The organism is Pseudomonas sp. yb_5, assembly GCF_043103865.1.
In the GTDB taxonomy this organism is placed as follows: domain Bacteria; phylum Pseudomonadota; class Gammaproteobacteria; order Pseudomonadales; family Pseudomonadaceae; genus Aquipseudomonas; species Aquipseudomonas putida_Y.
This window is the reverse complement of sequence record NZ_JBICKE010000130.1, coordinates 1-22,562: the sequence shown is the minus strand read 5'-3', so window position 1 is coordinate 22,562 and position 22,562 is coordinate 1. Positions and strand designations below refer to the sequence as shown.

At 63.7% G+C, this 22,562-nt stretch carries 12 protein-coding genes and 1 pseudogene; 4 read left to right on the top strand and 9 right to left on the bottom strand.

Going from position 1 to position 22,562, the window contains the following annotated elements:
- Positions 1–416 precede the first annotated feature (416 nt).
- Together ACF8GF_RS23500 and ACF8GF_RS23495 are read left to right on the top strand one after the other, a co-directional pair.
- A complete protein-coding gene (locus tag ACF8GF_RS23500) occupies positions 417–7,916 on the top strand; it encodes an SDR family NAD(P)-dependent oxidoreductase (RefSeq protein WP_392488540.1) in 7,500 nt (2,499 codons plus the stop codon).
- A gap of 9 nt (positions 7,917–7,925) precedes the next feature.
- Complete coding sequence (locus tag ACF8GF_RS23495) at positions 7,926–9,278, top strand: aminotransferase class I/II-fold pyridoxal phosphate-dependent enzyme (RefSeq protein WP_176685072.1); 1,353 nt, start codon at positions 7,926–7,928, stop codon at positions 9,276–9,278.
- Between the two features lie 9 nt (positions 9,279–9,287).
- Here the strand turns inward: ACF8GF_RS23495 and ACF8GF_RS23490 are convergent, their stop codons facing one another.
- The 9 genes from ACF8GF_RS23490 to ACF8GF_RS23450 all read right to left on the bottom strand — a co-directional run bounded on the left by ACF8GF_RS23490 (position 9,288) and on the right by ACF8GF_RS23450 (position 20,807).
- Positions 9,288–9,743 carry a transposase gene (locus ACF8GF_RS23490; protein WP_176685073.1) on the bottom strand — a complete coding sequence of 152 codons (456 nt, stop codon included), beginning with the start codon at positions 9,741–9,743 and terminating at the stop codon, positions 9,288–9,290.
- Positions 9,744–10,239: 496 nt separating this feature from the next.
- Positions 10,240–11,283: a phytanoyl-CoA dioxygenase family protein gene (locus ACF8GF_RS23485; protein WP_176685666.1), complete on the bottom strand. Its 1,044-nt coding sequence runs from the start codon at positions 11,281–11,283 to the stop codon at positions 10,240–10,242.
- A gap of 3 nt (positions 11,284–11,286) precedes the next feature.
- On the bottom strand, positions 11,287–13,431 hold the full coding sequence (locus tag ACF8GF_RS23480; RefSeq protein WP_392460481.1) for a capsular polysaccharide biosynthesis protein: 2,145 nt from the start codon (positions 13,429–13,431) through the stop codon (positions 11,287–11,289).
- Positions 13,431–13,997: a GNAT family N-acetyltransferase gene (locus ACF8GF_RS23475; protein ID WP_121162019.1), complete on the bottom strand. Its 567-nt coding sequence runs from the start codon at positions 13,995–13,997 to the stop codon at positions 13,431–13,433. Before ACF8GF_RS23475 ends, ACF8GF_RS23480 begins: the two co-directional genes overlap by 1 nt.
- A gap of 4 nt (positions 13,998–14,001) precedes the next feature.
- Complete coding sequence (locus ACF8GF_RS23470) at positions 14,002–15,537, bottom strand: LTA synthase family protein (protein WP_392488539.1); 1,536 nt, start codon at positions 15,535–15,537, stop codon at positions 14,002–14,004.
- A gap of 7 nt (positions 15,538–15,544) precedes the next feature.
- Positions 15,545–16,321, bottom strand: a complete 777-nt coding sequence (locus tag ACF8GF_RS23465) for an SDR family oxidoreductase (RefSeq protein ID WP_003252728.1) — start codon at positions 16,319–16,321, stop codon at positions 15,545–15,547.
- Entirely contained in the window at positions 16,318–17,637 is a 1,320-nt protein-coding gene (locus ACF8GF_RS23460) for a capsular biosynthesis protein (protein ID WP_339444513.1), read from the bottom strand. The genes ACF8GF_RS23465 and ACF8GF_RS23460 overlap by 4 nt, the downstream gene beginning before the upstream one ends.
- Positions 17,577–19,601: a capsular polysaccharide biosynthesis protein gene (locus tag ACF8GF_RS23455; protein WP_392488538.1), complete on the bottom strand. Its 2,025-nt coding sequence runs from the start codon at positions 19,599–19,601 to the stop codon at positions 17,577–17,579. The genes ACF8GF_RS23460 and ACF8GF_RS23455 overlap by 61 nt, the downstream gene beginning before the upstream one ends.
- Positions 19,602–19,838: 237 nt before the next feature.
- Positions 19,839–20,807, bottom strand: coding sequence for a phosphotransferase (locus ACF8GF_RS23450; RefSeq protein WP_392488537.1), 969 nt, complete (start codon positions 20,805–20,807; stop codon positions 19,839–19,841).
- 538 nt (positions 20,808–21,345) lie between these two features.
- On the opposite strand from ACF8GF_RS23450, the gene ACF8GF_RS23445 reads away from it, so the two are divergent.
- Together ACF8GF_RS23445 and ACF8GF_RS23440 are read left to right on the top strand one after the other, a co-directional pair.
- Complete coding sequence (locus tag ACF8GF_RS23445) at positions 21,346–22,278, top strand: SIS domain-containing protein (protein WP_392488536.1); 933 nt, start codon at positions 21,346–21,348, stop codon at positions 22,276–22,278.
- A gap of 103 nt (positions 22,279–22,381) precedes the next feature.
- Positions 22,382–22,533, top strand: a pseudogene (locus ACF8GF_RS23440) (transposase domain-containing protein); the annotation flags it as partial.
- Positions 22,534–22,562: the final 29 nt, after the last annotated feature.

The following is a 22,562-nucleotide window of genomic DNA, read 5'->3' as shown; positions in this document are numbered from 1 at the left end:
GTATTCGCGGGTAAACCCGCTCCTACACCTGGCATGTCGGGGGTTGGGCACAGGCCGCCGTAGGAGCGGGTTCACCCGCGAAAGGGCCGGGCCTGCTGGCCAATCTCCTTCGGCCATTCACCGTTGCCGCCGCCACCGTATTCGCGGGTAAACCCGCTCCTACGCCGATCCGTGAACCATCCCTCACCCCAGGGTTTTCCCACCCCGGCAACCCGCGTATCATCCGCATACACAAATCTGAACATTCCCACGCCAGTTCCAGACCATGAGTCTTGCGCCCCCTGCGGGCATGGCAGTTTCAGGTACCCAGACAATCATCAGTGACATATAACGACTGGCCAGTTTCGTGGCCGGGCCAGGCATGCCGGCTGTCCGACGGATGGGACGGTGCCCGATGAGATTTGAAGGAATAGGTTTTGATCAAGCGTAGAAAGGTTGCAATCGTTGGTTGTGCGTACCGTTTTCCTGGCTCTTCCAATGCAGGCTTCTGGCAAAACCTGATGGAGGGCCGCGACCTGGTGACCCAGGTTGACCCGTCGCGTTGGAACAAACGCGAGTTCTTGCACCCGGACAAGGCCAGCCCTGCAACCAGCTACACCTTCGCCTCAGGCACCCTGGGGGATATCAGCGCTTTCGACGCAGGCTTCTTCAGCATCTCGCCGCGTGAAGCCGCGATGATGGACCCGCAGCAGCGCATGCTGCTGGAAATGTGCTGGGAAACCTTCGAAAACGCCGGGGTCAAGCCGTCCAGCCTGCGTGGCAGCAACTGCGGCGTGTACCTGGGCATCGCCGGGGTCGAGCAGTCCTACCGCCTGCTCGAGGACCTGTCGGCCATCGATGGCGCCACGGCGACCGGCAACACCATGAGCATCGCGGCCAACCGCCTGTCGTTCTTCTACGACCTGCGTGGCCCGAGCATGGCCATCGACACCGCCTGCTCGTCGTCGCTGGTGGCCTTCCACCAGGCGTGCCAGGCCATCCTCAGCGGTGATGTCGACCAAGCCGTAACGGGCGGTATCAGCCTGCACATGCACCCGTTCGGCTTCATGATCTTCGCCAAGGCGACCATGCTGTCGCGCACCGGGCGCTGCCAGTCGTTCGACGAAAACGGCGACGGTTATGCCCGCTCCGAAGGCGGCGGGTTGTTCCTGCTCAAGGACTACGACCAGGCAGTGGCCGATGGAAATACCATTTTGGCGGTGGTGGCGGCCAGTGCGGTGAACACCGACGGGCGCAAGTCCAGCCTGACCCTGCCCAATGCCGAGGCCCAGGCTGCGTTGCTCAAGCGCGCCTACACCCAGGCCGGCATCGCCCCCGAGCAGTTGGACTACCTGGAAGCCCACGGCACCGGTACCGCCGTGGGGGACCCGATCGAAACCCGCGCCATCGGCGAGGCGCTGGGCCAGGCGCGCGGCGCCGGCAACCCGCTGCCAATCGGCTCGGTGAAAAGCAACCTCGGGCACCTTGAAGCCGCCTCTGGCGTGGCCGGCCTGATGAAGGCACTGAACTGCCTGGCCGAGCGCACCGTGCCCGCTACCATTGGCGTGCAGGCGCTGAACCCGAACATCGCGTTCGCCGACCTCAACCTGCAAGTGGTCACCGAGCCCCTGCCGCTGAAGGCCGATGGCCAGTTGACCGTGGGGGTGAACTCGTTCGGCTTTGGCGGCGCCAACGCCCATGTCATCCTGCAAAGCCCCGAGCCACAGGCGCCGGCAGCGCAAGCGGCCAGCACCCGGCGCGTGCCGTTACTGCTCAGTGCCAAGAGCGAACAAGGCCTGCGCGCAACCGCTGAACGCTTTGCCGCCTACCTGGCCGAGCAGCCCCAGGCCGACTATTACGATGTGGCCTACCAGGCGATGTATCGCCGCGATGCACACAGCCACCGCCTGCTGCTGGTCTGCGACAACGCAGCCGAAGCCGCCCAGGCGCTGGACGACTATGCCCAGGACCCGACCCTCAGCGAACTGAGCGCAGTGCTGGAGGCCGGCCAGGCCCTGGACGGCGCCTCGGCACCGGTATTTGTCTATTCCGGCAACGGCTCGCAATGGCAGGGCATGGGCCGGGCGATGCTCGACCAGCCGCTGTTCGCCGCCGCCGTGGATGAAGTGGACGCGTTGTTCCAGCCCTTGGCGGGCTACTCGCTGCGCGCCGAGCTGCTGGGGGACAACGGCGAAGGCCGTTATGCACGTACCGAAATCGCCCAGCCGGCGCTGTTTGCCCTGCAAGTGGCGGTTACCAAAGTGCTGGCTGCCGAAGGCATTCAGCCGGTGGCGGTGATCGGCCACAGTGTGGGTGAAGTGGCGGCGGCCTGGGCCAGCGGCGCGTTGAGCCTGGAGGACGCCACCCAGGTCATCTTCCACCGCAGCCGCCTGCAGGGCCTGACCCGTGGTACCGGGAAGATGACGGCGGTCGGCCTCTCGGGTGAGGCCACGGCGCAACTGATTGCCGAACTGAAACTGGACGGCCGCCTGGTGGTGGCTGGCGAGAACAGCGCCCGCGGCGCTACTGTGGCCGGTGAGGTCGACGCCCTGGCACTGCTGGAAGCGGCCCTGGAAGAGCGCCAGGTATTCGCCCGTCGCCTGGACCTGGACTACGCCTTCCACTCGCCGGCCATGGACCCGATCAAGCAAGCGGTTATCGACGACCTCGCGCATATCCGCCCGCAGGCTACGAAAATTCCGTTCTACTCCACTGTCGTCGGTGGCCAGTTGAACGGCGAACGCCTGGACAGCCAGTACTGGTGGCAGAACATCCGCTTCCCGGTGCTGTTCCAGGGCGCTCTGGCTGCCCTGGTGCGCAATGGCCTTAACCTGTTCGTCGAAGTGGGCCCGCATGCGATCCTGCGCAGCTACGTCAACGATGTGCTGGCCGAGTGCGAACAACCGGGGCAGGTGATTGCCACCCTCAAGCGCAGCGACCACAGCCCGCTGCTGCTGGAACGTACCGTAGCCCGCCTGCAGATTGCTGCCGTCGAGCCACAGTGGCAGGCGCGCTTCCCGGTGGCCGGGCGCCCGCTGCGCCTGCCTAACTATGCCTGGCAGCGCGACCATTTCAGCTTGCCGGTCACTGCCGAGGCCTATGGCCCGCTGAGCCACGAGCGCGTGCACCCGTTGCTGGGTTACCCGGTAACAGACCAGGCGCTGACCTGGGAAAACCGCCTGGATACCCAGCAGTACCCGACCCTGGCCGACCACAAGGTGGGTGAGTCGGTACTGTTCCCGGGGGCAGGCTTTACCGAGCTGGCCCTGGCCGTTGCGCAACTGCACCAGCCGGGCGAGTTCGTCGATATTGAAGAGCTGGAAATCCACAACCCTCTGCTGCTGAGCAGCGAGGCCATCAAGAAAGTGCGCGTGCAGGTGGAAGAGGCCGACGGCACGCTGCGCATCAGCTCGCGCACGTTGATGCAGCGCGAAGACTGGGTGCAGCACGTGGTCGCACGCTTGCCGGGCGAAGCGCGCGGTGTGCTGCTGGACACCCGGGCACCGGCGTTGCCAGCCCGCCCGGCAGACTTCACCGGCGAGCAGCACCTGGCAATGACCTGCGCGGTTGGCCTGAACTACGGCCCCGCTTACCAGACCGTGGCCGCAGCCTGGCTGGAGGGGGAGCGCGTGTTGGCGCAGTTGACCGTGCCTGCTGCCATCGAACACGAACTGGCAAGCCTGCACCTGCACCCGGCGTTGCTGGACGGTGCCTTCCAGCTGATTACCGAGCTGCTGGCCAGCCGCCAGGGGCATGACGATGGCCTGGCGTTCATCCCCGTCAAGCTTGGGCGCATTGCCTTTACCAATGCCGGCGGTGTGCCGGTGCTGGCCGAGGTTCGCCAGCGCAAGCGCACCGCGCATTCGCTGTTGGTCGACTTCACCCTGTTCGATGCCAGCGGCGCTGCTGTGCTGGCGATCAAGGATGCGCGCATGCGTGCCGTACGCCTGCAGTACGACCGCAGTGGCGATATCAAGCGTATGGGCCATGTTGGGCAGGCCGCGCCAGGCGCGGTTGTGCCTGTGCAGCGTAACGCCGTGGCCTGCTCGCCGCTGGTCGAGGCCTTGCAGTGCCTGGCGGACGAGCCGGCGCAGGTGCGTTACCTGAATGAAGTGGAGCCACTGCTGGATGTGCTGTGCAGCAGCTTTGTCCTCGATGCGGTGGAACAGGCCGGCGGCTGCATCAGTGCCGAGCAGGTCGCGCAGTGGTCGCAGGGCCAGGGCGACTTCCTGGCGATGCTGTTGCGCCATGCCGAGCACGACGGCAGCCTGCAGCGCAGCGCTGACGGCGGCTGGCAACTGGTCGACCAGGGCGAGCGCCCGACCTCGCAGGCTATCTGGCAAGAGCTGTTCAAGAGCTACCCCGAGTACTTCCAGATTATCCATTCCGTGGGCCGCATCGGCCGACATCTGTCGGCGTTGCTGGATGGCAGCCAGGCCTTCGACACCCTGCAACCGCGCGAAACCAGCGGTGCTAGCCTGGCGCGTCTGGTGCTGGGTGCGGCAGGGCAGCAGCACCTGCTCAGCGGCATTGGCCAGACCTTGGCCGCACGCCTGGCGCAACTGCCGCCGGGCCAGCGCCTGCGCGTGCTGGAATTCGGCTTTGGTGGCGCTTCGTTTGCCGAGCTGTTGTACGCCGGTCTGGATTTCGATCGCCTCGATTATGCCTATTGTGTCGCCGAGCCTGAGCTTGAGCAGCGCCTGCGTGACGACTGCCCGGCGCTGGAGGTATTTGGCCTGGAGCAACTGGCCGACGCCGGTACGTTCGACTGGGTACTGGTGCCTACCGATTTTGGCCCCCTTGATACGCTGGGTGACGCCCTGCGCCTGGCCAGTGGCCGGCTCAACCCGCACGGCCAGTTGGCGCTGCTTGGGCAGTACCCGGCGCGCTGGGCCGATTTCGTCTTCGGTGCCCAGCCAGACTGGTGGCTGGCCGGCCCGCAGCAGGCGTTGTCGCGCCAGCAAGGCCCGGCGTTCTGGAGCCATGAGCTGCAGCGGCATGGCCTGACCGCATTGCGCACGCTGGAGGCGTTGCCGGGTAACGCCTGTGGTAGCTACCTGTTGCTGGCGGACAAGCCCGCCGGTGCAGACACTGCTGCACCTGTGGCCGTGCAGCGCTGGGCCGTACTCGCCGAAGCAGGGCAGGGCGCCGCCCTGCGCCTGGCAGAGCAACTGCGCGCCCAAGGCCAGCAGGTTGACCTGTTGCAGCCGGGTGACGCCCAGGCGCTGGCAGCTCAGCTTGGCGCCTTTGCCCAGCCCCCTGAGCATGTGCTGCACCTGGCTGGTTTCGACAGCGGCACAGGCCTCGATGGCCAGGCCGAGCGCTGCATGCAAGCGGCCGCGCTGGTGCAGGCCTGTGAGTCGCTGACGATCGCCCCGCAGTGCTGGCTGTTCAGCCGTGGCGCTGCCGAGCACCTGTACAGCGTCGACACCGCCGCTGAGGTCGCGGCCATCGGCGACGCCGCCTTGTGGGGCTTTGGCCGTACCTTGGCCAACGAATCCCCGCACTGTCGTATTCGCCTGCTCGATCTGGCCCACGCGGCAGCGGTCGAGCTGGCGGTACCTGCGTTGCTGCACGCCGACAGCGAAACCGAGCTGGCCCTGGACGCCGAAGGCCGTCGCTACGTGCCGCGCCTGCGCGTGCTGGCCGACCAGCCGCGCCGCGCAGTGGGCGATGCGCAGTGGGTGTGCCTGGGCTTCGACCTGCCGGGCCAGCTGCGCAACCTGCGCTGGGAAGTGCGTGAGCCGCGTCAACCGGCGGCGGATGAGCTGGACATTCAGGTGCGCGCGACGGGCCTTAACTTCCGTGACGTGATGTTCGCCCTCGGCCTGCTGTCGGACGAAGCCATCGAAAACGGCTTCTCCGGCCCTACCCTGGGCTTCGAATTTGCCGGTGTGGTGCAGGGCAAAGGCGCCGAGGCAGTGGGCGACTTCGCCCCGGGTGACCGTGTGGTGGGCTTTGGCCCCTGCAGCTTCGCCAACCGCCTGGTCACCAACGCCAACGCCGTTGCACGCATCCCTGAAGGGATGTCGTTCGAAGCGGCGGCGACCATTCCGAGTACCTTCTTCACCGTGTACTACGCGCTGCATCACCTGGCGCGCCTGGAACCGGGTGAGAAGGTGCTGATCCACGGTGCTGCCGGTGGCGTGGGCATCGCTGCCATCCAGATCGCCAAATGGCTGGGCGCAGAAATTCACGCCACCGCAGGCAGCGACGAGAAGCGCGACTTCCTGCGCCTGCTGGGCGTCAGCCACATCTACGACTCCCGTTCGCTGGCGTATGCCGACCAGGTGCTGGCAGCCACCGGTGGGCGTGGCGTGGACGTGGTGCTCAATTCGCTGGCCGGTGAGGCCATCAACCGCAACCTGCAGGTGCTGAAGCCGTTTGGTCGCTTCCTTGAGCTGGGCAAGCGCGACTTCTACCAGAACACCCGTATCGGCTTGCGCCCGTTCCGCAACAACATCAGCTATTTCGGTATCGACGCTGACCAATTGATGAGCGAGCGCCCTGCGCTCACCCGCCGCCTGTTCGCCGAAATGATGGAGCTGTTCGAGCAGGGCATCCTGCATCCGTTGCCGTTCCGCGAGTTCGACGCCAACCAGGTGGTCGAGGCCTACCGTTACATGCAGCAGGCGCGGCAGATTGGCAAGGTCGTGGTGACGTACGCCAACCCCATCCAGCAAACCGTCGACACCCGCGTGCAGCCGGTGCGGGCACTGCAGCTTGCTGCCGATGCCAGCTACCTGGTCACCGGCGGCCTGGGTGGCTTTGGCTTGCGTACTGCGCAGTGGCTGATCGACAAAGGTGCCCGTCACCTGGTGTTGCTGGGCCGTCGTGGCCCGGCCAGTGAAGAGGCCCAACCGCAACTGGCGTTGTGGCACGCTCAAGGTATCGATGTGCAGGCCGTGGCGTGCGACATCACCGACCGTGAGCAACTGCGCGGGGTGTTCGATCGCATCGCCGCCAGCCCGTGGCCACTGCGTGGCCTGGTGCATGCCGCGACGGTGATTGACGACAGCCTGATCCGCAACCTTGACGGCGACCAGTTGCGTCGCGTGCTGGAGCCCAAGGCCAAGGGCGCGCAGTACCTGCACGAGCTGACCCAGGGCCTGGCGCTGGACTTCTTCGTGATGTTCTCCTCGGCCACCACCTTGTTCGGCAACCCCGGCCAGGCCAACTACGTGGCGGCCAACCACTGGCTCGAAGCCCTTGCGCGGCACCGTCGTGCTCAAGGGCAGGCAGCCACCGCCGTGCTGTGGGGCGCCATCGACGATGTCGGCTTCCTGGCGCGCAACAGCCAGATCAAGGACGCCCTGCAGAGCCGCATGGGGGGCTCGGCGCTGCGGGCCGAGGCCGCCTTGGCACAGCTCGAGGCCATGCTGTTGCAGGGTGACAACGGCCATGGCGTGCTGGAGCTGGACTTCAAGGCGCTGGCGCGCTTCCTGCCGAGCGCCACTACACCACGCTTCAGCGAACTGGCCCGTGCCTATGGCGGCGACCATGAGGATGAAGGTGGCGGTGAAGACATCCAGCGCATGCTGGAGGAGCTTGACGATGGCGAACTGCTCGAACGCTTCGTCGACATGCTCAAGCACGAGGTGTGCGAGATTTTGCGCCTGCCGCCGGCGCGCCTGGATGCCCAGCGCCCGCTGCAGGAAATGGGGCTCGACTCGTTGATGAGCGTCGAGTTGGTAGTGGCGCTGGAAGAGCGTTTCGGTATTCGCCTGCCGGTGATGGAGCTGAGTGACAGCTCCAGCATCGACAAGCTTGCCGCACGTTTGCTGGAGCTGCTGCGCGGTGAAGCGGGCAGCAGCGAAGAGCAACTGGCGCAGAATGTGCTTGCCCGTCATGGCAGCGAGCACAGTGCCGAAGAGTTGGCGCAGTTGAACGCAGCCTTGGCCGACAGCAACGCGGCACCCAACCGATTGATTGATTAAGAGTGCCAGATGACAGCCAGAACCCCGACCGGCCTTGGTGGCGATGCCAAGCAACGCCTGATCCAGCAAGCCCTCGCCCGACGCCGCCATGTGGCTGCCGAGGGCGAGCAGGGCGCCACCCTGGAGCAGGTGCAGCAGGCTGCCCTGAAGGTGCCCGAGGCGCACTATCGCTTTGACCTGCACCCGGGGTACCAGCAACTGCGGGTTATCCAGCAGAGCGCCATGCAACTGGGCGTGAGCAACCCGTTCTTCCGTATGCACCAGGGCACCGCCGGTGCTCAGACGCAGATTGGTGAGCGCGAGTTTCTCAACTTTGCCAGTTACAACTACCTGGGCTACTCCGGCCACCCGACCGTGGCCGAAGCGGCCAAGGCGGCGATCGACCGCTACGGCACCTCGGTGTCGGCCAGCCGCCCGGTTTCTGGCGACCGCCCGCTGCACCGCGAGCTCGAGCGCGAGCTGGCGCGCCTGTACGAAGTGGACGATGCGGTGGTGATGGTCAGCGGCCATGCCACCAACGTCACCACCATCGGCTACCTGTTCGGGCCACGCGACCTGGTGGTGCATGACGAGCTGATTCACAACAGCGTGTTGCAGGGGATCCAGCTGTCGGGTGCCCGCCGTCTGAGTTTTGCCCACAACGACTGGCAGGCGCTGGACCGCCTGCTGGGCGAGCAGCGCCAGCACTTCGAGCGGGTGCTGGTGGTGGTGGAAGGCATCTACAGCATGGACGGCGACTACCCCGAGCTACCCCGGTTCGTCGAGCTCAAGCATAAGCACAAGGTTTTCCTGATGGTGGATGAAGCTCATTCGCTGGGGGTGATGGGTGCGACGGGCAAAGGTATTCGTGAGCATTTTGGGTTGGCTGGCGATGACGTCGACATCTGGATGGGGACCTTGAGCAAGACCCTGGCCAGTTGCGGCGGGTACATCGCGGGCCGCACGGCGCTGATCGAGCACCTGAAGTTTCTGGCGCCGGGCTTCTTGTACAGTGTTGGCATGCCGCCGGCGGTCACGGCCTCTGCGTTGGCAGCGTTGAAGTTGCTGGCTGCAGACAGCGAGCGGGTAGCGCAAGTGCAGGCGCGAGGGGAGCTGTTCCTGCGCCTGGCGCGTGAAGCTGGGCTGGACACGGCGACCAGTACCGGGTTGGCGGTGATCCCGGTGATTACCGGCAGTTCATTCAAGGCCGGTCGCTTGTCCAGCGCCCTGTTCGAGCGTGGCATCAATGCCCAGCCGATTTTGTACCCGGCGGTGCCAGAGCATTCGGCGCGGGTGCGGTTTTTTGTGTCTTGCGAGCATACCGAAGAGCAGATCAGGCATACCGTTGCGGTGGTGGCGGAGGAGATGGCGCGGCTGGGGTGATGGCCACGCCTACAGCCAGATGGCATCCCAGTGTGGGTATTCGCCGACATTGGGTGCCAGGCCGGCCCTGACCGGGTTGGCAATGATGTAGCGAGCGGCGTTGAGCAGGTCATCATCCTTGCGCATGGCGCGATCGCAGTAGCCCGCCTGCCAGATGGGGTTGGTTGTTACGCCGGCCTTGTGCAAGGCATGGCTGGACCTTGATTTGAAGCGGCGCATCAACGTGGCCAGCGTCACCTGTTTCAGTTCTATCAGCCAATGCACATGGTCGGGCATGACCACCCAGGCCAGCGTGGCGCAGCTGTTTTCCCGGTCTGCCTGGCGCAAGTGATTGACCACCAGCCTGGCCAGGTTGAAGTTGTGAAACAGGGGGCGACGCTGGTGGGTGACGGTTGTCAGCATGTACAGCCTGCCGGGGTGTGAAACCCGGTGGCGGCGTAGATGGTGGGCGTGGGCGTAGTGCATGTGGTCATCCTTGAGGCTTCGATCGTTCGAGCCAGCGTAGACGCCCACATGACGCCAGCAGCGATTCAACCATTGCAGAATGTGCCCACTGACCAGGGGGGGGCGGTGATTGGCCAGGGATATTGGCCAGCAGGCCCGGCCCTTTCGCGGGTGAACCCGCTCCTACGACGGCGTGCGCCCAACCACGGATGCGTTTCCGTGTAGGAGCGGGTTTACCCGCGAATACGGTGGCGGCAGCAACGGTGAACGGCCAGGGATACTGGCCCGCAGGCCCGGCCCATTCGCGGGTAAACCCGCTCCTACGACGGTCGGCGCCCAACCCTCGATCTGTGCCCACCCCCGATCAGCGTAGGAGCGGGTTCACCCGCGAATACGGTGGCGGCGGCAACGGTGAACGGCCAGGGATATTGGCCCGCAGGCCCGGCCCTTTCGCGGGTAAACCCGCTCCTACGACGGGTTGCGTTCAACCACCGGGCCGGGGTGGACTGGGCGTGGGTCAGATATGCGGTGCCTCATACGCATTCAACTGCTCCACAAACCGCCAATGGCTCTTCTTGCCAAACCCCATCAACTGCTTCAACCGGATATCCCAACGCATGTGGTGGTTGGCAATCCATGGCAATGCAAACAGGTGCGCCCCGCGCCAGGGTATGAACGGGTTACGCCGCAGGCTGGCATAAATTTCGACGCGGTGGCTGGCCTGGTGGCTCGCGCAGCGGGCATGGAAACCAGAGGTATCCGCCACCACCAGGGTGTTGGCTGGCACCGCAAAGCGACGGGGCGGCGGCAAACCGAGGGCAGCCAGCTCGGGCTCGTCGATACGGAACGAACCCTCACGGTGCATCTGCTCGCTGGAGCGCGCAGCCCCCAGGCTTTGACGATACTCCCAGGCCAAACGCTCCGGCGTCAGGCGGTGCGACCCCGGCACATAACTGAACGGCCCTTGGTCATCCGCCACATCGTCCAGGAACAACCACGCCTTCGCCGTAGGGTGAAAGGTGTCGGCATGCAGGCGGGTCTGCGGGTCCTGGTCGGCATTGGCGGCGTCGATCACGATCGACTGCAACTGGTAGGTAATGCCACCGGTATTGGACGACGCATACGCAATCAGGTCGCGTACCCCACGGTCCGCCACAAACGCCGCACTGGCCGGGTTTTGCGCCAGCACGTCCTGGTCAAGGCTGACCCGGCGGGTAACCGCACGGCCCTGGCGCATTTCCCAGCCGGTGCTGCGCAATGCACCCAGCTCGGCGCGCAAGGCTGCAAACTGCTCGGCAGGCAGGGCGTTTTCACGGATGAAAAAACCGTTCTGCTCAAAATGCGCGCGCTCACCGGCATCCAGCCGCGAGGCCAGCGCATTGCGACGGTAACCTGCCATGGCCATCGCCAACTGACGACGCTGCACATGCAGGCCCAGGGCATTGAGCCGGGCGCTGCCCAGCACCGGGTTGTTCTCGAACGACTTGGCATGGGTAGCCAACTGCAGGCAATGCCAGGGGAGTGCCGCGTAACGGCCGATGTCCTTGATCGAAACAGGCATGATCTAGTCCTTTGATGGGGCCAATGGCCGGCCACAGCCGAGCATGGTCCGGGTATAGTTGAGCAACGGCGCCACTCGCCGATAGGCCACCCGCGCCGGGTGTGGCGCGTTGAGGCAGGCGAGGGCGTGCCAGGCATCGCAGGGCAGGTCTTGCTGGACGTCGGCATAGCGCGCATAGCGCAACAAGGCGCCGGCTACCAACTGGTCCAGGGTTAAACGCCGGGTGCGGCGCGGCAAGGGCTGATGGTCCTCGGTCAGGCCCCAGCCGGCATAGAACGGCGTGCCATAGGTGACCACCGGCAGCCCGCGCAGCAAGGCTTCGAAACCGGCGGTGGAACTGAGCGTATGCAGTGCATCGACCTGGCCATACAGGCTGGCGATGTCCACACCCGCCAGGACCTGATCGGCCAGCCCCATCAGCTGTGCCGGGGCAATGTGCCCGCGGCGCTTGCCGGCTTCCACGTCGGGGTGCGGCTTGTACAGAATCCAGGCATCCGGCAACCGCGCGCGCACCTGTTGCAGCAGCCGCAGGTTGCACCCGGCACCGCCACCGCTGCACAGCGCCGAGGCGTCATCCTCGACCTGGCCCACCACCAGTACCCGCAGTTGCCCCGGCTGCCCCAGCAGGGCCGGGCGCACCTTGCTGCGCAGGTTGAACTTGCTGGTGCCGCTGGCAACGATCTGCGCCCGCAAGCGCGCCGCTTCGGCCAGGCATGGGGCGTCAAATTCGCCCTGCTGCAAGAGCTGCTCCAGGTCGCTGGCAGACTGCGCATCGTAATGAATGCCACCCCGGTCCAGCACCAGTGACAGCGCCGGGCTGTTGGTTGCCCCCAACCCCGTGGAGCGCAAGAAACCATCCTCGACCCGCCACAGTGGCACCCCCGCCTGGCGCGCACGTTCGGCCAGGCCGGCCGGCTCGCGCGCAGCCCACACCAGCAGCCGGCCCTGTTCGGCCGCTACCTGGCTTATCAGTTGCGGGCTGTCCACGCTGAAACGCAACTGCCCCCAACGGCTTGCGAAAAACCGCCGGATGTTGTGCTGCTTGTGCCGCTTCACGCCCAGTACCGTGGTGGGGCCGGCAAACGCAGCATCGCGGGCTTTCTTGTTGGCCAGCTGGCGGGCAACGGTCAAGGCATCGGTCAGTTGGCCGCTCAATGGGTCGACATAACGGCAGTAGCGCACATAGGCCGCCGCCACCAGTTGCACAAGGTCTGGCCGGGCCTGCCGGCGAGCAATGGCCATGCGGTCATCGGTCAGCCCCCAGCCTGCATAGAACGGCAGCCCGAAACAGGTCACCGGCACGCCCTGGATCAACGCCTCCAGCCCGGCCTGGCTGGTGCCCACGTACACGCGCCGGGCACGCCGGGCCAGTGACGCCCAGGCTACCGGCCGCGCCTCCAGCGTGACCCCACGGGCCCGCGCGGCATCCAGCAGGCAACTGGGCTTTTGCCCGCCCAGGCAGTCCGGGTGAATGCGCACGCGCACGTCGGCATCCGGGTTTTCTGCCAGGGCCTCATCCAGCATTCGCACGTAGTCGGCTTCGCAGAGCCCGCCGCCCGGGATCGAATAATCCCCGGCAGTCTGGTCCACCACCAGCACCAGCGGCCGCGTGCGGCCCAACGGGTCCTCCTCAGGCAGGTCCTGGGCGTTGTTGTACTTGCCGATGCCGCTGCTGCGCATCAAGGCAATCAGTTCGCGGGCGCAATCGAGTTCGTATGCGCTGAGCGCCTCGGGCTGCTGCAGGATGTTTTCCAGCAGCGACGGGCGGTCTGCCAGGTAGTGGATGCCCACCGGGTCGACCACCATGGACATCGGCGTATCGCCCTCGATGCCCAACGAAGATGAACGCAAAAAACCGTCTTCCAGCGCAATGTAGGGCAGCCCCCAGCGCTGGCACAGCACCCGGGCATGGGCCGACGACTGCTTGTAGCCGATACCGGCAATGGCCTTGAGCCCTTTGGGCGCCTTGCGGCCACGGCGCCACAGCCAGAAGGGCGGGCCTTCCGGGCCGAGGAACTGCGGCAGGTGCAGCACCTTCCAGGCCACCCATTGCGACATGATGCCGACCCAGCCGCTGCCGTCTACCAGGGCATCGGGTGGCACGTAACCTTCGGGCGGGTGGGGTACAAAGGGCGGTGTGTTGTGCATTACACGGCCCGCCACATGTTACGCACCGGCGGGAACGGCACCCAGCGCTTGCGGCGCAGGGCAAAGCCATTATGCAGGTACAGGTGCTGCGCCCGATGATTGCTCAGCGGCACCTCCAGCTCGACCTGGGTAAAGCCTTGGCCGGCGGCGTGCGCGCAGCACGCCTGCACCAGCGCCGAGCCCACGCCCTGCTGGCGTGCGGCCTTGCTGACCCGCAGCCCGTACAGCAAGAACGGGTAGCGCCATTCGCGCAGCTCGCTCAGGCAGAACCCGATAAACCGCACCCAGCCACTCAACACGCCGAACTCACGCACGAACGGCCGCCAGTGCAAGGCAAACGGCCCGCGCCGGCCATGCTTGAGCGCGGCAAAGCCCAGTGCCTGCTCGCCGTCGAAGGCCAGCAGCACACGGTCCCAGTGGATAGCCGCCCCCAGCAGGCGATAGCGGCAGGCCGTATTGCCAATCAGAAACGCCAGCGACCCCCGCCCCTCGGTCAGCAAGCGGGCCAAGGCAGGGTCTGCGGCACGCTCCGGCGACAGGTCCGATCCCAAAACGATACGCACCACGTTGTCAGGCTACCCCGGCACTGGCCATAGGCGTGTCCTGGCGGGTTGCCGGCGCCAAGGCATGGGCCAGCAATGTGCTGGAAAGCTGCTGCACCGGCATTGGCCTGGCCCCGCAGCCAGGCTGGCGGCGGTTGGACCACACCAGGTAGTCGGTATCCCCCGCGGGCGCACCAACAGCCTGGTACACCTCGGGCAAAATCGGCACATGGTCGCCAAAGAAGCACAGCAGCGCCTCGTTCGGCTGGGCCAGCAAGGTTTCGCGCAGCATGCCCAGCATGCGGTCGGCATTGCCGATGTGCCGCAGGTAGGGCGCCAGGTCTTTCATGCCCGGTTGCAGCGGGCGGTCGAACCAGGCGGGCAGCTCGTGCGCGGCTACGCTTTCCAGGTGCAACGGGCCATGGTTTTCCATGGTGACCGCATGGATGAACAGCGGCTGGGTGCGGCCTGGCGCCTGCAGCAGCGCGCGGATTTTGTCTGCCACGGCACAATCACCAATGAACGGCCCGGCCTTTTGCGAAGCGTTGAACGCCTTCACATCGATGAATTCATCAAAGCCCAAGGCCGGCAGCACCTTGTTGCGGCCATAGAAACCACCATCGTACGGGTGGATGCAAATGGTCCGGTACCCCTGCGCCTTGAGCCTGGAGGCGATACTGGGCAGGCCTTGGCGGGCCAGCACCCGGTACGGGTTGAAGCGGTGCACGCCCAGCCGGTCGGCGGGGATGCCGGTAAGGTAGGCGAACTCGGTACGCACCGTATTGGCGCCCCAGGCTGCCACCTGCAGTTTGCCCCGGGCCAGCGCCTGGCTGGCCAACAGGTCGTACTGGTCGAGCACTTGCGGGCGCACGCCAGGCCACAGCCCACGCACATCGAAGAACGACTCGCTCTGCACCGAGACCAAGTCCGGCAGCGCCTCGGCCTGGGCCGCTGGCGGCTGCGAAGAGGCTGGCACAGCCCCACCCGCAAACGGCGAGCCCAGCCCGTCGCGATCCACCGGCGCCCGCGCCGCCCAGAAGTACCGCCACAAACTGGCCGCCAGGCCCCAGCCGCGCACATCCCGCTCGGCATCAAAGCTCGGCCGCACAGGCCGATGCCCCAGGCGCAGCAAGCCCAGGCCCAGCGCCAGTGGCAGCAACGCCTCAAGCCGCGTGCCCGCCACCTCGAAGCTCAACCCCGCCCACAGGTAAACCAGAAAGCCCACTGCCAGCAGCGCGGCCTTGCCAAAGCCAAAGAACGGCAAGTACAACCGCGGAAACTTCACTGCATCGCTGAAATACTCGAAATCTGCACACACAAACGGCTCACGCAGCGAGTGATACTTGGCGTTGCTTACCAGCACGATCAGCAGCCACAGCAGCAACACATTCACGCCACTGAACAACGGCCGCGCCGTCAGTGCATACAACAGCCCGAAGGCCACACACCACAGCCCCGCGTGCAGCAGCCAGCAATCGGCCGGGCGACGCAGGGCAGGGCGGGGAACCAGCAGGTGCTCGACCGCGACGGTCAAGCCCAGGCCGATCAAGGCGACCGGCAACATGGAAACATCAATCACTGTACTTCAACCCACGCAGGATCATCGAAGAAAGCCACTGCGGGATAAGCCCCAGCAGCCAGGTGCCCAGGTTGAGCGGGAACGGAAAGCTGATACGCGCCTGGTTCGCTGCCAGCCCGCGCTTGATACGCCTGGCCGCTTTGTCGGCGGTCCACAGAAAAGGTTTAGGCCCGGGCATTTCGAAGCACATCTTCGACTCCACATACCCCGGCACAATCACATTCACTTTCACCCCTTCCGGCGCCAGCCAGTCGCGGATGGCCTCGCCGTACACACGGATGGCGGCCTTGCTGGCGCTGTAGGTCGGTGTGACCGGCAAACCACGCCAGCCCGCCAGCGAGCTGAACAGGGCGATCTGCCCGTCGCCACGGCTGCGCATGGCGGGCAGGGCAGCCTCGACGGTGGCCAAGGCGGCCATCACGTTCACTTCCATCAGGGCGCGGCTGTCGTCCCAGTCTTCCGCTTCGCCGTTGGCGCCCACGGCGGTGTTAAGCCCAGCGCCCACCAGCACCAGGTCGGGCTGATGCTGCTCGCTCACCCGGCGCACCATGGCCCGCAGGGCGTCCAGGTCGCGCACGTCGAGGGCCTCCAGCAACACCTGGGCACCCAGGGCGCGGCATTGTTCGGCCATTTCGGCCAGGCGGTCCTGGCGCCGGCCTTGCAGGATCAGCGTCACCCCCGGGGCGGCGTAGGCAGGCGCCAACGCGCCACCGATACCGCCTGTGGCGCCGGTGATGAGGATGCAGCGGGGTGAGGCATGCGAACTCATAGGTATTTTTCGATTCTTGAGGTTTTCGCCATCAGCACTTCCAGGCAGTTGGCCACGGCCATGTCCATGCCGCAGGCGGTGTAGAAGCCGCCGTTGACCTGGGTGGTGTGGATGACGGTGTTGCGGAAGCGATGGAAGAGCTTGATGTCCGGCATGTCCGGGGTGTGCCAGAAATCTGCCAGGCTGCCTTGGTGGGTAAGGCCGGGCATGGCGTAGATAGGGTCGGCCAAGGTGATGGTCGGGCGCCCGTGCAGCAGCGCCGAAGCCCCGGCGGTGCTGTTGACGGTAATCATGCCATTGATGTGCGAGAGCAAGGTTGGCATATGCCCGCTTTCCATGAACTCGACCCGGTCGGCCACGTCGTATTCGCGGGCCAGTGCCTCGGTGACGCGCCGGTAGTTGACCAGGCCAGGCGTCAACGGATGGTTCTTGACCAGCAGGCGGGCATTGAATGGGGCGTGCAGCGAGAACGAGTCGATCACGTGCTCGATGACCTGGGTCATGTTGTCGAACGGCGAGTGGTCGCGGATCTGCGCGTCGCTGTCCAACTGCAGCGGCAGCAGGAAGGTGGGCTGGCGCTCACGGGCGACATCGGCGACCAGCGCGTCGTCGTGGTTGCGGGCACGGAGCAGGCGCAGGCCTTGGCGGACGTACCCCATGTACTCCACAGCCGCGTTGAAGGGGGCGTGGGTTTGATACTTGGGATAGAACAGAGCATTCAACGCCCCGCCAGCGTGATAGAGCACGTCGTGAGCGGCACGGGCTGCAAAAGACAGTTTGAAGGGGTTGCCGTTCTGGTAGCGAGGAATGTGTTTGCCTACCTCGCGATACCAGTCAGGGTCCCGTGGCAAGCGCGAGTTGTTGTTGACGCCATCGCGCTCCAGGGTAATCCAGTAGGGCCGGAAGTAGCCTTCTTCGAATACATGTACCCGAATGCCCTGCAAACGCGCGAGTTTTATCGCCGTGCGGTGCACGGGGCGGCAGTCGCCAAACAGTACGAGATCAGTGATGTCCAGCTGGCGGAAAACCCCTGCATACCATGCTTCCAGGTCATCAGCTTTGCCAGGGCAGGCCATGTTCGGGCCATCGGCACCATACAGTTCATCGCCCACATTAAAGCGCACGCTGTGCACATACTGGCCAATATCACGTAAGGCTTTCGCCAGGCGCGCGAAAAAAGGCGAGCTGACGCCTTGTAGAAATAGGAAATTGCCGGTGGGAGCGCGCAGCAGAGGACCACGCGTCGCCCTTGCATTCAGTTGGTCGGGCGCTTCATGCCCAACAAACTGCTCAAGCGTCGTTTCAAGTCCTGCCATCGAGAGGGGGCTCCTGGCTGCGGCGTTAGCGCGTGCCAATTCTGTAATTCGTACAAGGTTTGTTCAGGGGTGGTAAACCGATTGGTGATGCGGCTTACATAGGTGGGGTAAAGCAGGAGTGTGCCGGCAACCAGTTCATCCAGGCTCAGTTTGCGGCTGCGTCGGGCTTTTACAACCGTTGACAGGTCCATGTCACGGGTCAAGCCCCAGCCGGCATAGAACGGCTGGCCATAGGTGGTGACGGGCACGCCGCGCAGCAGTGCTTCAAAGCCAGACTGTGAGGTCAGTACGTGCACTTCATCGACGACTTCCAGCAATTGCTGGAGTGGCGTGTTGCCAATGACTTCATCGCACCAGTGCACGGTTTGCTCTTCGTCACCGCCACGGGCACGGGTGCCAGCCAGCACTTCCGGGTGGGGCTTATACAGGAGCCATGCGCTGGGGTTCTGTGCGCGCACAGCTTTCAGCAACTGCAGGTTGCTACGTATGCTGTTACCGCCAAATCGAATGGAGGCGTCGTCTTCCACCTGGCCGGTGACCAGGATGACCTTTGCTGCGCCGACAGGGCGACTCCAGTTAGAGCCTGGCAAATTGTATTTGGTCAGCCCGGCAGCGCATATCGCCTTTCGTAGCGACTGGGCACGGCCAAGCAACTGCGCGTCGAACTGCTCTGTCGCAAGAATGCGCTCCAGACGCGAAGGTCGCGTGGCGTCGTAGTAGATGCCAATATCATCGAGCACCCACGACAGCGGTCTTGCCTTGCCTGCGCCGAGCCCTACAGAGCGTAGAAAGCCATCCTCGACCCGTTTGACCGGGTGAGGGTGCGTGTTCAGGTCATCATCGTGTTTACAGCCCCAGGCTACCACCGGCAGGTCTTGCGTCAGCGGATTTTCGGGCTTCACGAAGCGAATTTCTGCGCCGTTGAAGAACATTTCAACCAGTGGCTCTTTCCAGCGGCTGAATCCCAGCATTTGCACGGAGGTCGGCAGTACGCTGCGGTGACGTCTTTGCAGACCAAGCCAGTTGATCAGTAGCTCCGGGGAGCACGGTACGCCCCGCTCTGGGCAAACGTATCGTGGGTAGCCCACCAAAGTGGCATGAATCAATTGCGTCAAGGGTACCGGGTGGCGTCGTGACGGTGCGGGCAAGCGGTCTTCGGTCAGGCCCCAACCGGCGTAAAACGGCATGCCCCAAGTGTGTACTGGCACATTCCACAGCAGGGCATCAAAGCCGAGCTGCGAAGTCATCACAAAAACGGCGCGCATGTGTGGCAGTAGGTCGGCCGGGTGGGCATTGCGCGCAAGTATCTGCACCCGAGGGTTGCTTGCCAGTGCAGTAAGATCGAAGTGTCCTTGCTTGCGGCCTGCGACTACATCCGGGTGTACCTTGAGCACGATCGTGCTATCCGGATAGCGCGCCAAAGCCGCGTCAAGCATTGCCCGGAAATCTTCAGCGCCGGCGCCCTGCAGTGAAGCATCGCCACTAGTCTGGTCAGCGACCAACACACAGTTCTCAGGAAGCACTGGCAGCTCGATACGGGCATCGTTGTACTTCGAAACCCGCTGCTGCTGCCAAAGGTCACGAAGGGCCAAGGCGCGTCGCGTCTGTTCCGCATCAAGAGGGGTGGCAATCAGTTGTTCGAGCCTGGAAGGCTGGCTGGCATCGTAATAGACGCCCACGTCGTCCACGATCAATGACAGAGGCGGCTCATCGGCACCTAACCCCACCGAGCGAACGAAACCGTCTTCAAGTGTCAAGACAGGCTTACGCGCTTTCTGTGCTTCGGCCATTGCCTTGATTGCACTGGGTTTTCGGCCCCAGGCCATAAGCCAGTCGGCATGCTGCGCGTCACGCGCAACGCCGTTCTGAAGAACGTAGTCGGGCAACAAGGCAGGCAGCGTGCTGATGGCCTGGGCGCCCTTTGACAGGATTAGCAGGCGAGGGCGGGGCGAAACGTCATCCATAAACGCGAAGCAGCATCCATTGGCAGATGAGGGGCGACAAGGGCGCGGGGCCTTGGCGAACCGGTGGAAAAATGAGGGCGAATCTTAATACATATTCACATTTGCGCGCGCGCAGATTCGGCTAAAACGCAAAAAGAAATTAGACAATCTGCGTAAATGCTGATGGATGACATCAAAATGACATCTTATCGACGCGGACTGGACCAATCGTTGCCTTGCAGGGCATCCTCGCCACAATCAGTCCTTGACCAATAGTTCCAGCAGGTAGGCATATTTCTCTTGCAGGAGCTCCATCTTGTCGCGCTCTCGATACTCCTCGATCGTTTCGGGTCGCAGGCAGTGGAACAATGCGGTCAGCAGGAATACGTAGTGCAGGTTACGCAGGGCATCTTCGCGATCGAATCGTTCCGTCAGCGCGGCGGAGTAGGCCTCTACGAAGTCCTTCCGTGCAGCCAGGAAGACGTTCATCTCCTTGCGCCTGAAGAGGCTGCCAAGGTAAGCACCACCATCGAATCCCACCCGGCCTACCTTGACCTCGCTCCAGTCGATCAGGTGCAACTGCCCTTTGACCACGAACAGGTTCTTGCGCAGGTAATCCATGTGGCTGATACAACGAGGGCTGCGTCTCGCCTGGGCGGCCAGTCGCTGAATGACCGGTGTAAAGGCTTTGAAGCGCTGGGCCAACCCTGCAAAACGTGGGTCCTGCCTGCCAAGCTGCTCAAGCCCTGGCAGGCAGCGAGCAAAGTTGAAGCGTGGTCGAAGCAGAAACCAAGGGCGGAAAAAATCCATGCTCCAGTGCATCACTGCCTGTCGTGCCGGTCGCCCCTCCAGCTCAAGGTAGTCGTGGCTCAACACTTCGAGCTCGGCGATACCTTGTGCCAGTTGCTTGGCAATGGCGTGCATTCGGGGAGGTTTGCCTCGAACGAACGCGGTAAAGATAAAACTCTCCCAAGGGGTCTCGATGACGCCTAGGCAGGCAGGGTGACGAAAATGCATGCTGCCCGCAAGCATTCCTTCGGCGCGATGGAACCTGGCCTCTTGGCTACCGAGGAAGGCCACCTTGCGTATCGACTTCTCTACCACTTCCAGCGACTTCCCGGTGCTTGGGTCTGTCACGCTGTGGTGCCGTACGTAGTTGACGAACGAGGCGTTGGAGGCGAGGTCCTGGGTACGGATATCCAGCTGCTTTCCCCGCCAATGAGGCATCAGGTCAACCAGGTGCTGTTCCAGGGGGGCTCGCTGCCAGCGGTAAAAAGTCCTGTTCAAGGCGGGCTGGCAGGGGGGAGGGATGACATCCATGTAGGGGGGACGGTGTCCGATCTCTATCTAGAAGGGGCGTATGCTGCTGCATACATGGCTTGGGCACAACGAAAAATTACGATAAGACGTTGATGGATAAGGGCGAAAAGGCATCATTTGGCTTCTCCCTGGGTCGGTTTGGGGCAAGAAAAGCACGCCCTGCATAGCGGTGAAGCCGCACTCCGCAGCGTCGTTCGAACGCGCCCTTTGGATTCGATTACCTTCGTTTGGCCCCTTTCAGGTGCAGGGGCCCCAATCGTCGCCGTTACCTGCGCAAGTGGCAAGTTGGTGAGTAGAAGGGACAGGTGCGTAACTGTTGGGGTATCCGCTTTGGGCTCCCACCAGTCAGATTATCAACAAACTAAAGGCTGTCGCGCTTTGCTTCGCGATGTAAAAACTTTAACATTTGCGGCTTCGCATTTTTCAGATGTCGTCAGGGACGAAAATGAATCACCTCAGCATTGCCAAAGAAGCACTCATTGCGCAAGCCCAAGCCGTCACGCAATTGTCTGACCGCCTTGATGGCGAATTTCAGAGCGCAGTCGAGCTTATCCTCGGTTGCCAAGGTCGCACAGTGGTGTGTGGCATGGGCAAGTCCGGCCTGATCGGCCAGAAGATGGTCGCAACCTTTGCATCCACCGGCACCCCCAGCTTCTTCCTGCACCCGGCCGAAGCCTTCCATGGCGATCTGGGTATGCTCAAGCCGATCGACGTACTGATCCTCATCAGCTACAGCGGCGAGACTGAAGAGCTGATCAAGCTGATCCCGAGCCTCAAGTCGTTCGGTAACAAGATCATCGCCATGACCGGCAACGGCAAGTCCACGCTGGCCAAGCATGCGGATATCTGGCTGGATATCTCGGTCGAGCGCGAAGTCTGTCCGAACAACCTGGCACCAACCACCTCCACCTTGGCAACTATGGCCATGGGCGATGCGTTGGCTGTAGCGCTGATCGAAGCCATTCAGTTCAAGCCAATGGACTTCGCGCGCTATCACCCCGGTGGCAGCCTCGGTCGCAAGCTGCTCACCCGTGTACGTGATGTGATGCACTCGCCGGCACCTGTGGTTACCCCGACTACAAGCTTCCATGACTGCCTTTTGGTAATGACGCGCAGCCGGCTTGGCCTGACTGTGGTGATGGATGAGGAAAAACTCGTCGGTATCGTGACTGACGGTGACCTTCGTCGCGCCTTGCTGGAGAACGAAGGCGTCGTTCGCGAGACGGTTGCACAGTTTATGACTCCAAAGCCTCACACTATCCTGGAAGATTCGCAGCTGTCGGAAGCTGAGTCTTATATGTTGGATAACAAGATTCGGGCGTTGGCGGTGACCGATGCAGAGGGTTCTGTTGTGGGGGTTGTTGAGATTTTTGATTAATTTCGAAGAAATTAATTGGTTTTCAATTAGCCCGCAATTGCGGGCTTTTTCTTATTTTCACGGTGTCGGCGCTTAGGGTTATAAGATCTCTCGATGTAATCGAGAGATCTACAGTCTGGTCGAGACCGCCAAGGTCAACGGTCAAGAGCCCTATACGTAGCTGCGCCACGCACTGGAGCGGCTGCCCACGTTTCGTTGGTTGAGGACTACGAAGCCTTGTTGCCGTGGAACTGTTCGCCAGAGATGCCACGGTAAATCGCTAACCCACCGTTGAGTAGATAGGA

Excerpts from the sequence above, each read along its gene's own strand:
- ACF8GF_RS23495 (WP_176685072.1), top strand. The coding sequence starts at position 7,926 with ATGACAGCCAGAACCCCGACCGGCCTTGGTGGCGATGCCAAGCAACGC.
- ACF8GF_RS23490 (WP_176685073.1), bottom strand. The coding sequence starts at position 9,743 with ATGCACTACGCCCACGCCCACCATCTACGCCGCCACCGGGTTTCACAC.
- ACF8GF_RS23485 (WP_176685666.1), bottom strand. The coding sequence starts at position 11,283 with ATGCCTGTTTCGATCAAGGACATCGGCCGTTACGCGGCACTCCCCTGG.
- ACF8GF_RS23480 (WP_392460481.1), bottom strand. The coding sequence starts at position 13,431 with ATGCACAACACACCGCCCTTTGTACCCCACCCGCCCGAAGGTTACGTG.
- ACF8GF_RS23470 (WP_392488539.1), bottom strand. The coding sequence starts at position 15,537 with ATGTTGCCGGTCGCCTTGATCGGCCTGGGCTTGACCGTCGCGGTCGAG.
- ACF8GF_RS23465 (WP_003252728.1), bottom strand. The coding sequence starts at position 16,321 with ATGAGTTCGCATGCCTCACCCCGCTGCATCCTCATCACCGGCGCCACA.
- ACF8GF_RS23460 (WP_339444513.1), bottom strand. The coding sequence starts at position 17,637 with ATGGCAGGACTTGAAACGACGCTTGAGCAGTTTGTTGGGCATGAAGCG.
- ACF8GF_RS23455 (WP_392488538.1), bottom strand. The coding sequence starts at position 19,601 with ATGGATGACGTTTCGCCCCGCCCTCGCCTGCTAATCCTGTCAAAGGGC.
- ACF8GF_RS23450 (WP_392488537.1), bottom strand. The coding sequence starts at position 20,807 with ATGCCTCATTGGCGGGGAAAGCAGCTGGATATCCGTACCCAGGACCTC.
- ACF8GF_RS23445 (WP_392488536.1), top strand. The coding sequence starts at position 21,346 with ATGAATCACCTCAGCATTGCCAAAGAAGCACTCATTGCGCAAGCCCAA.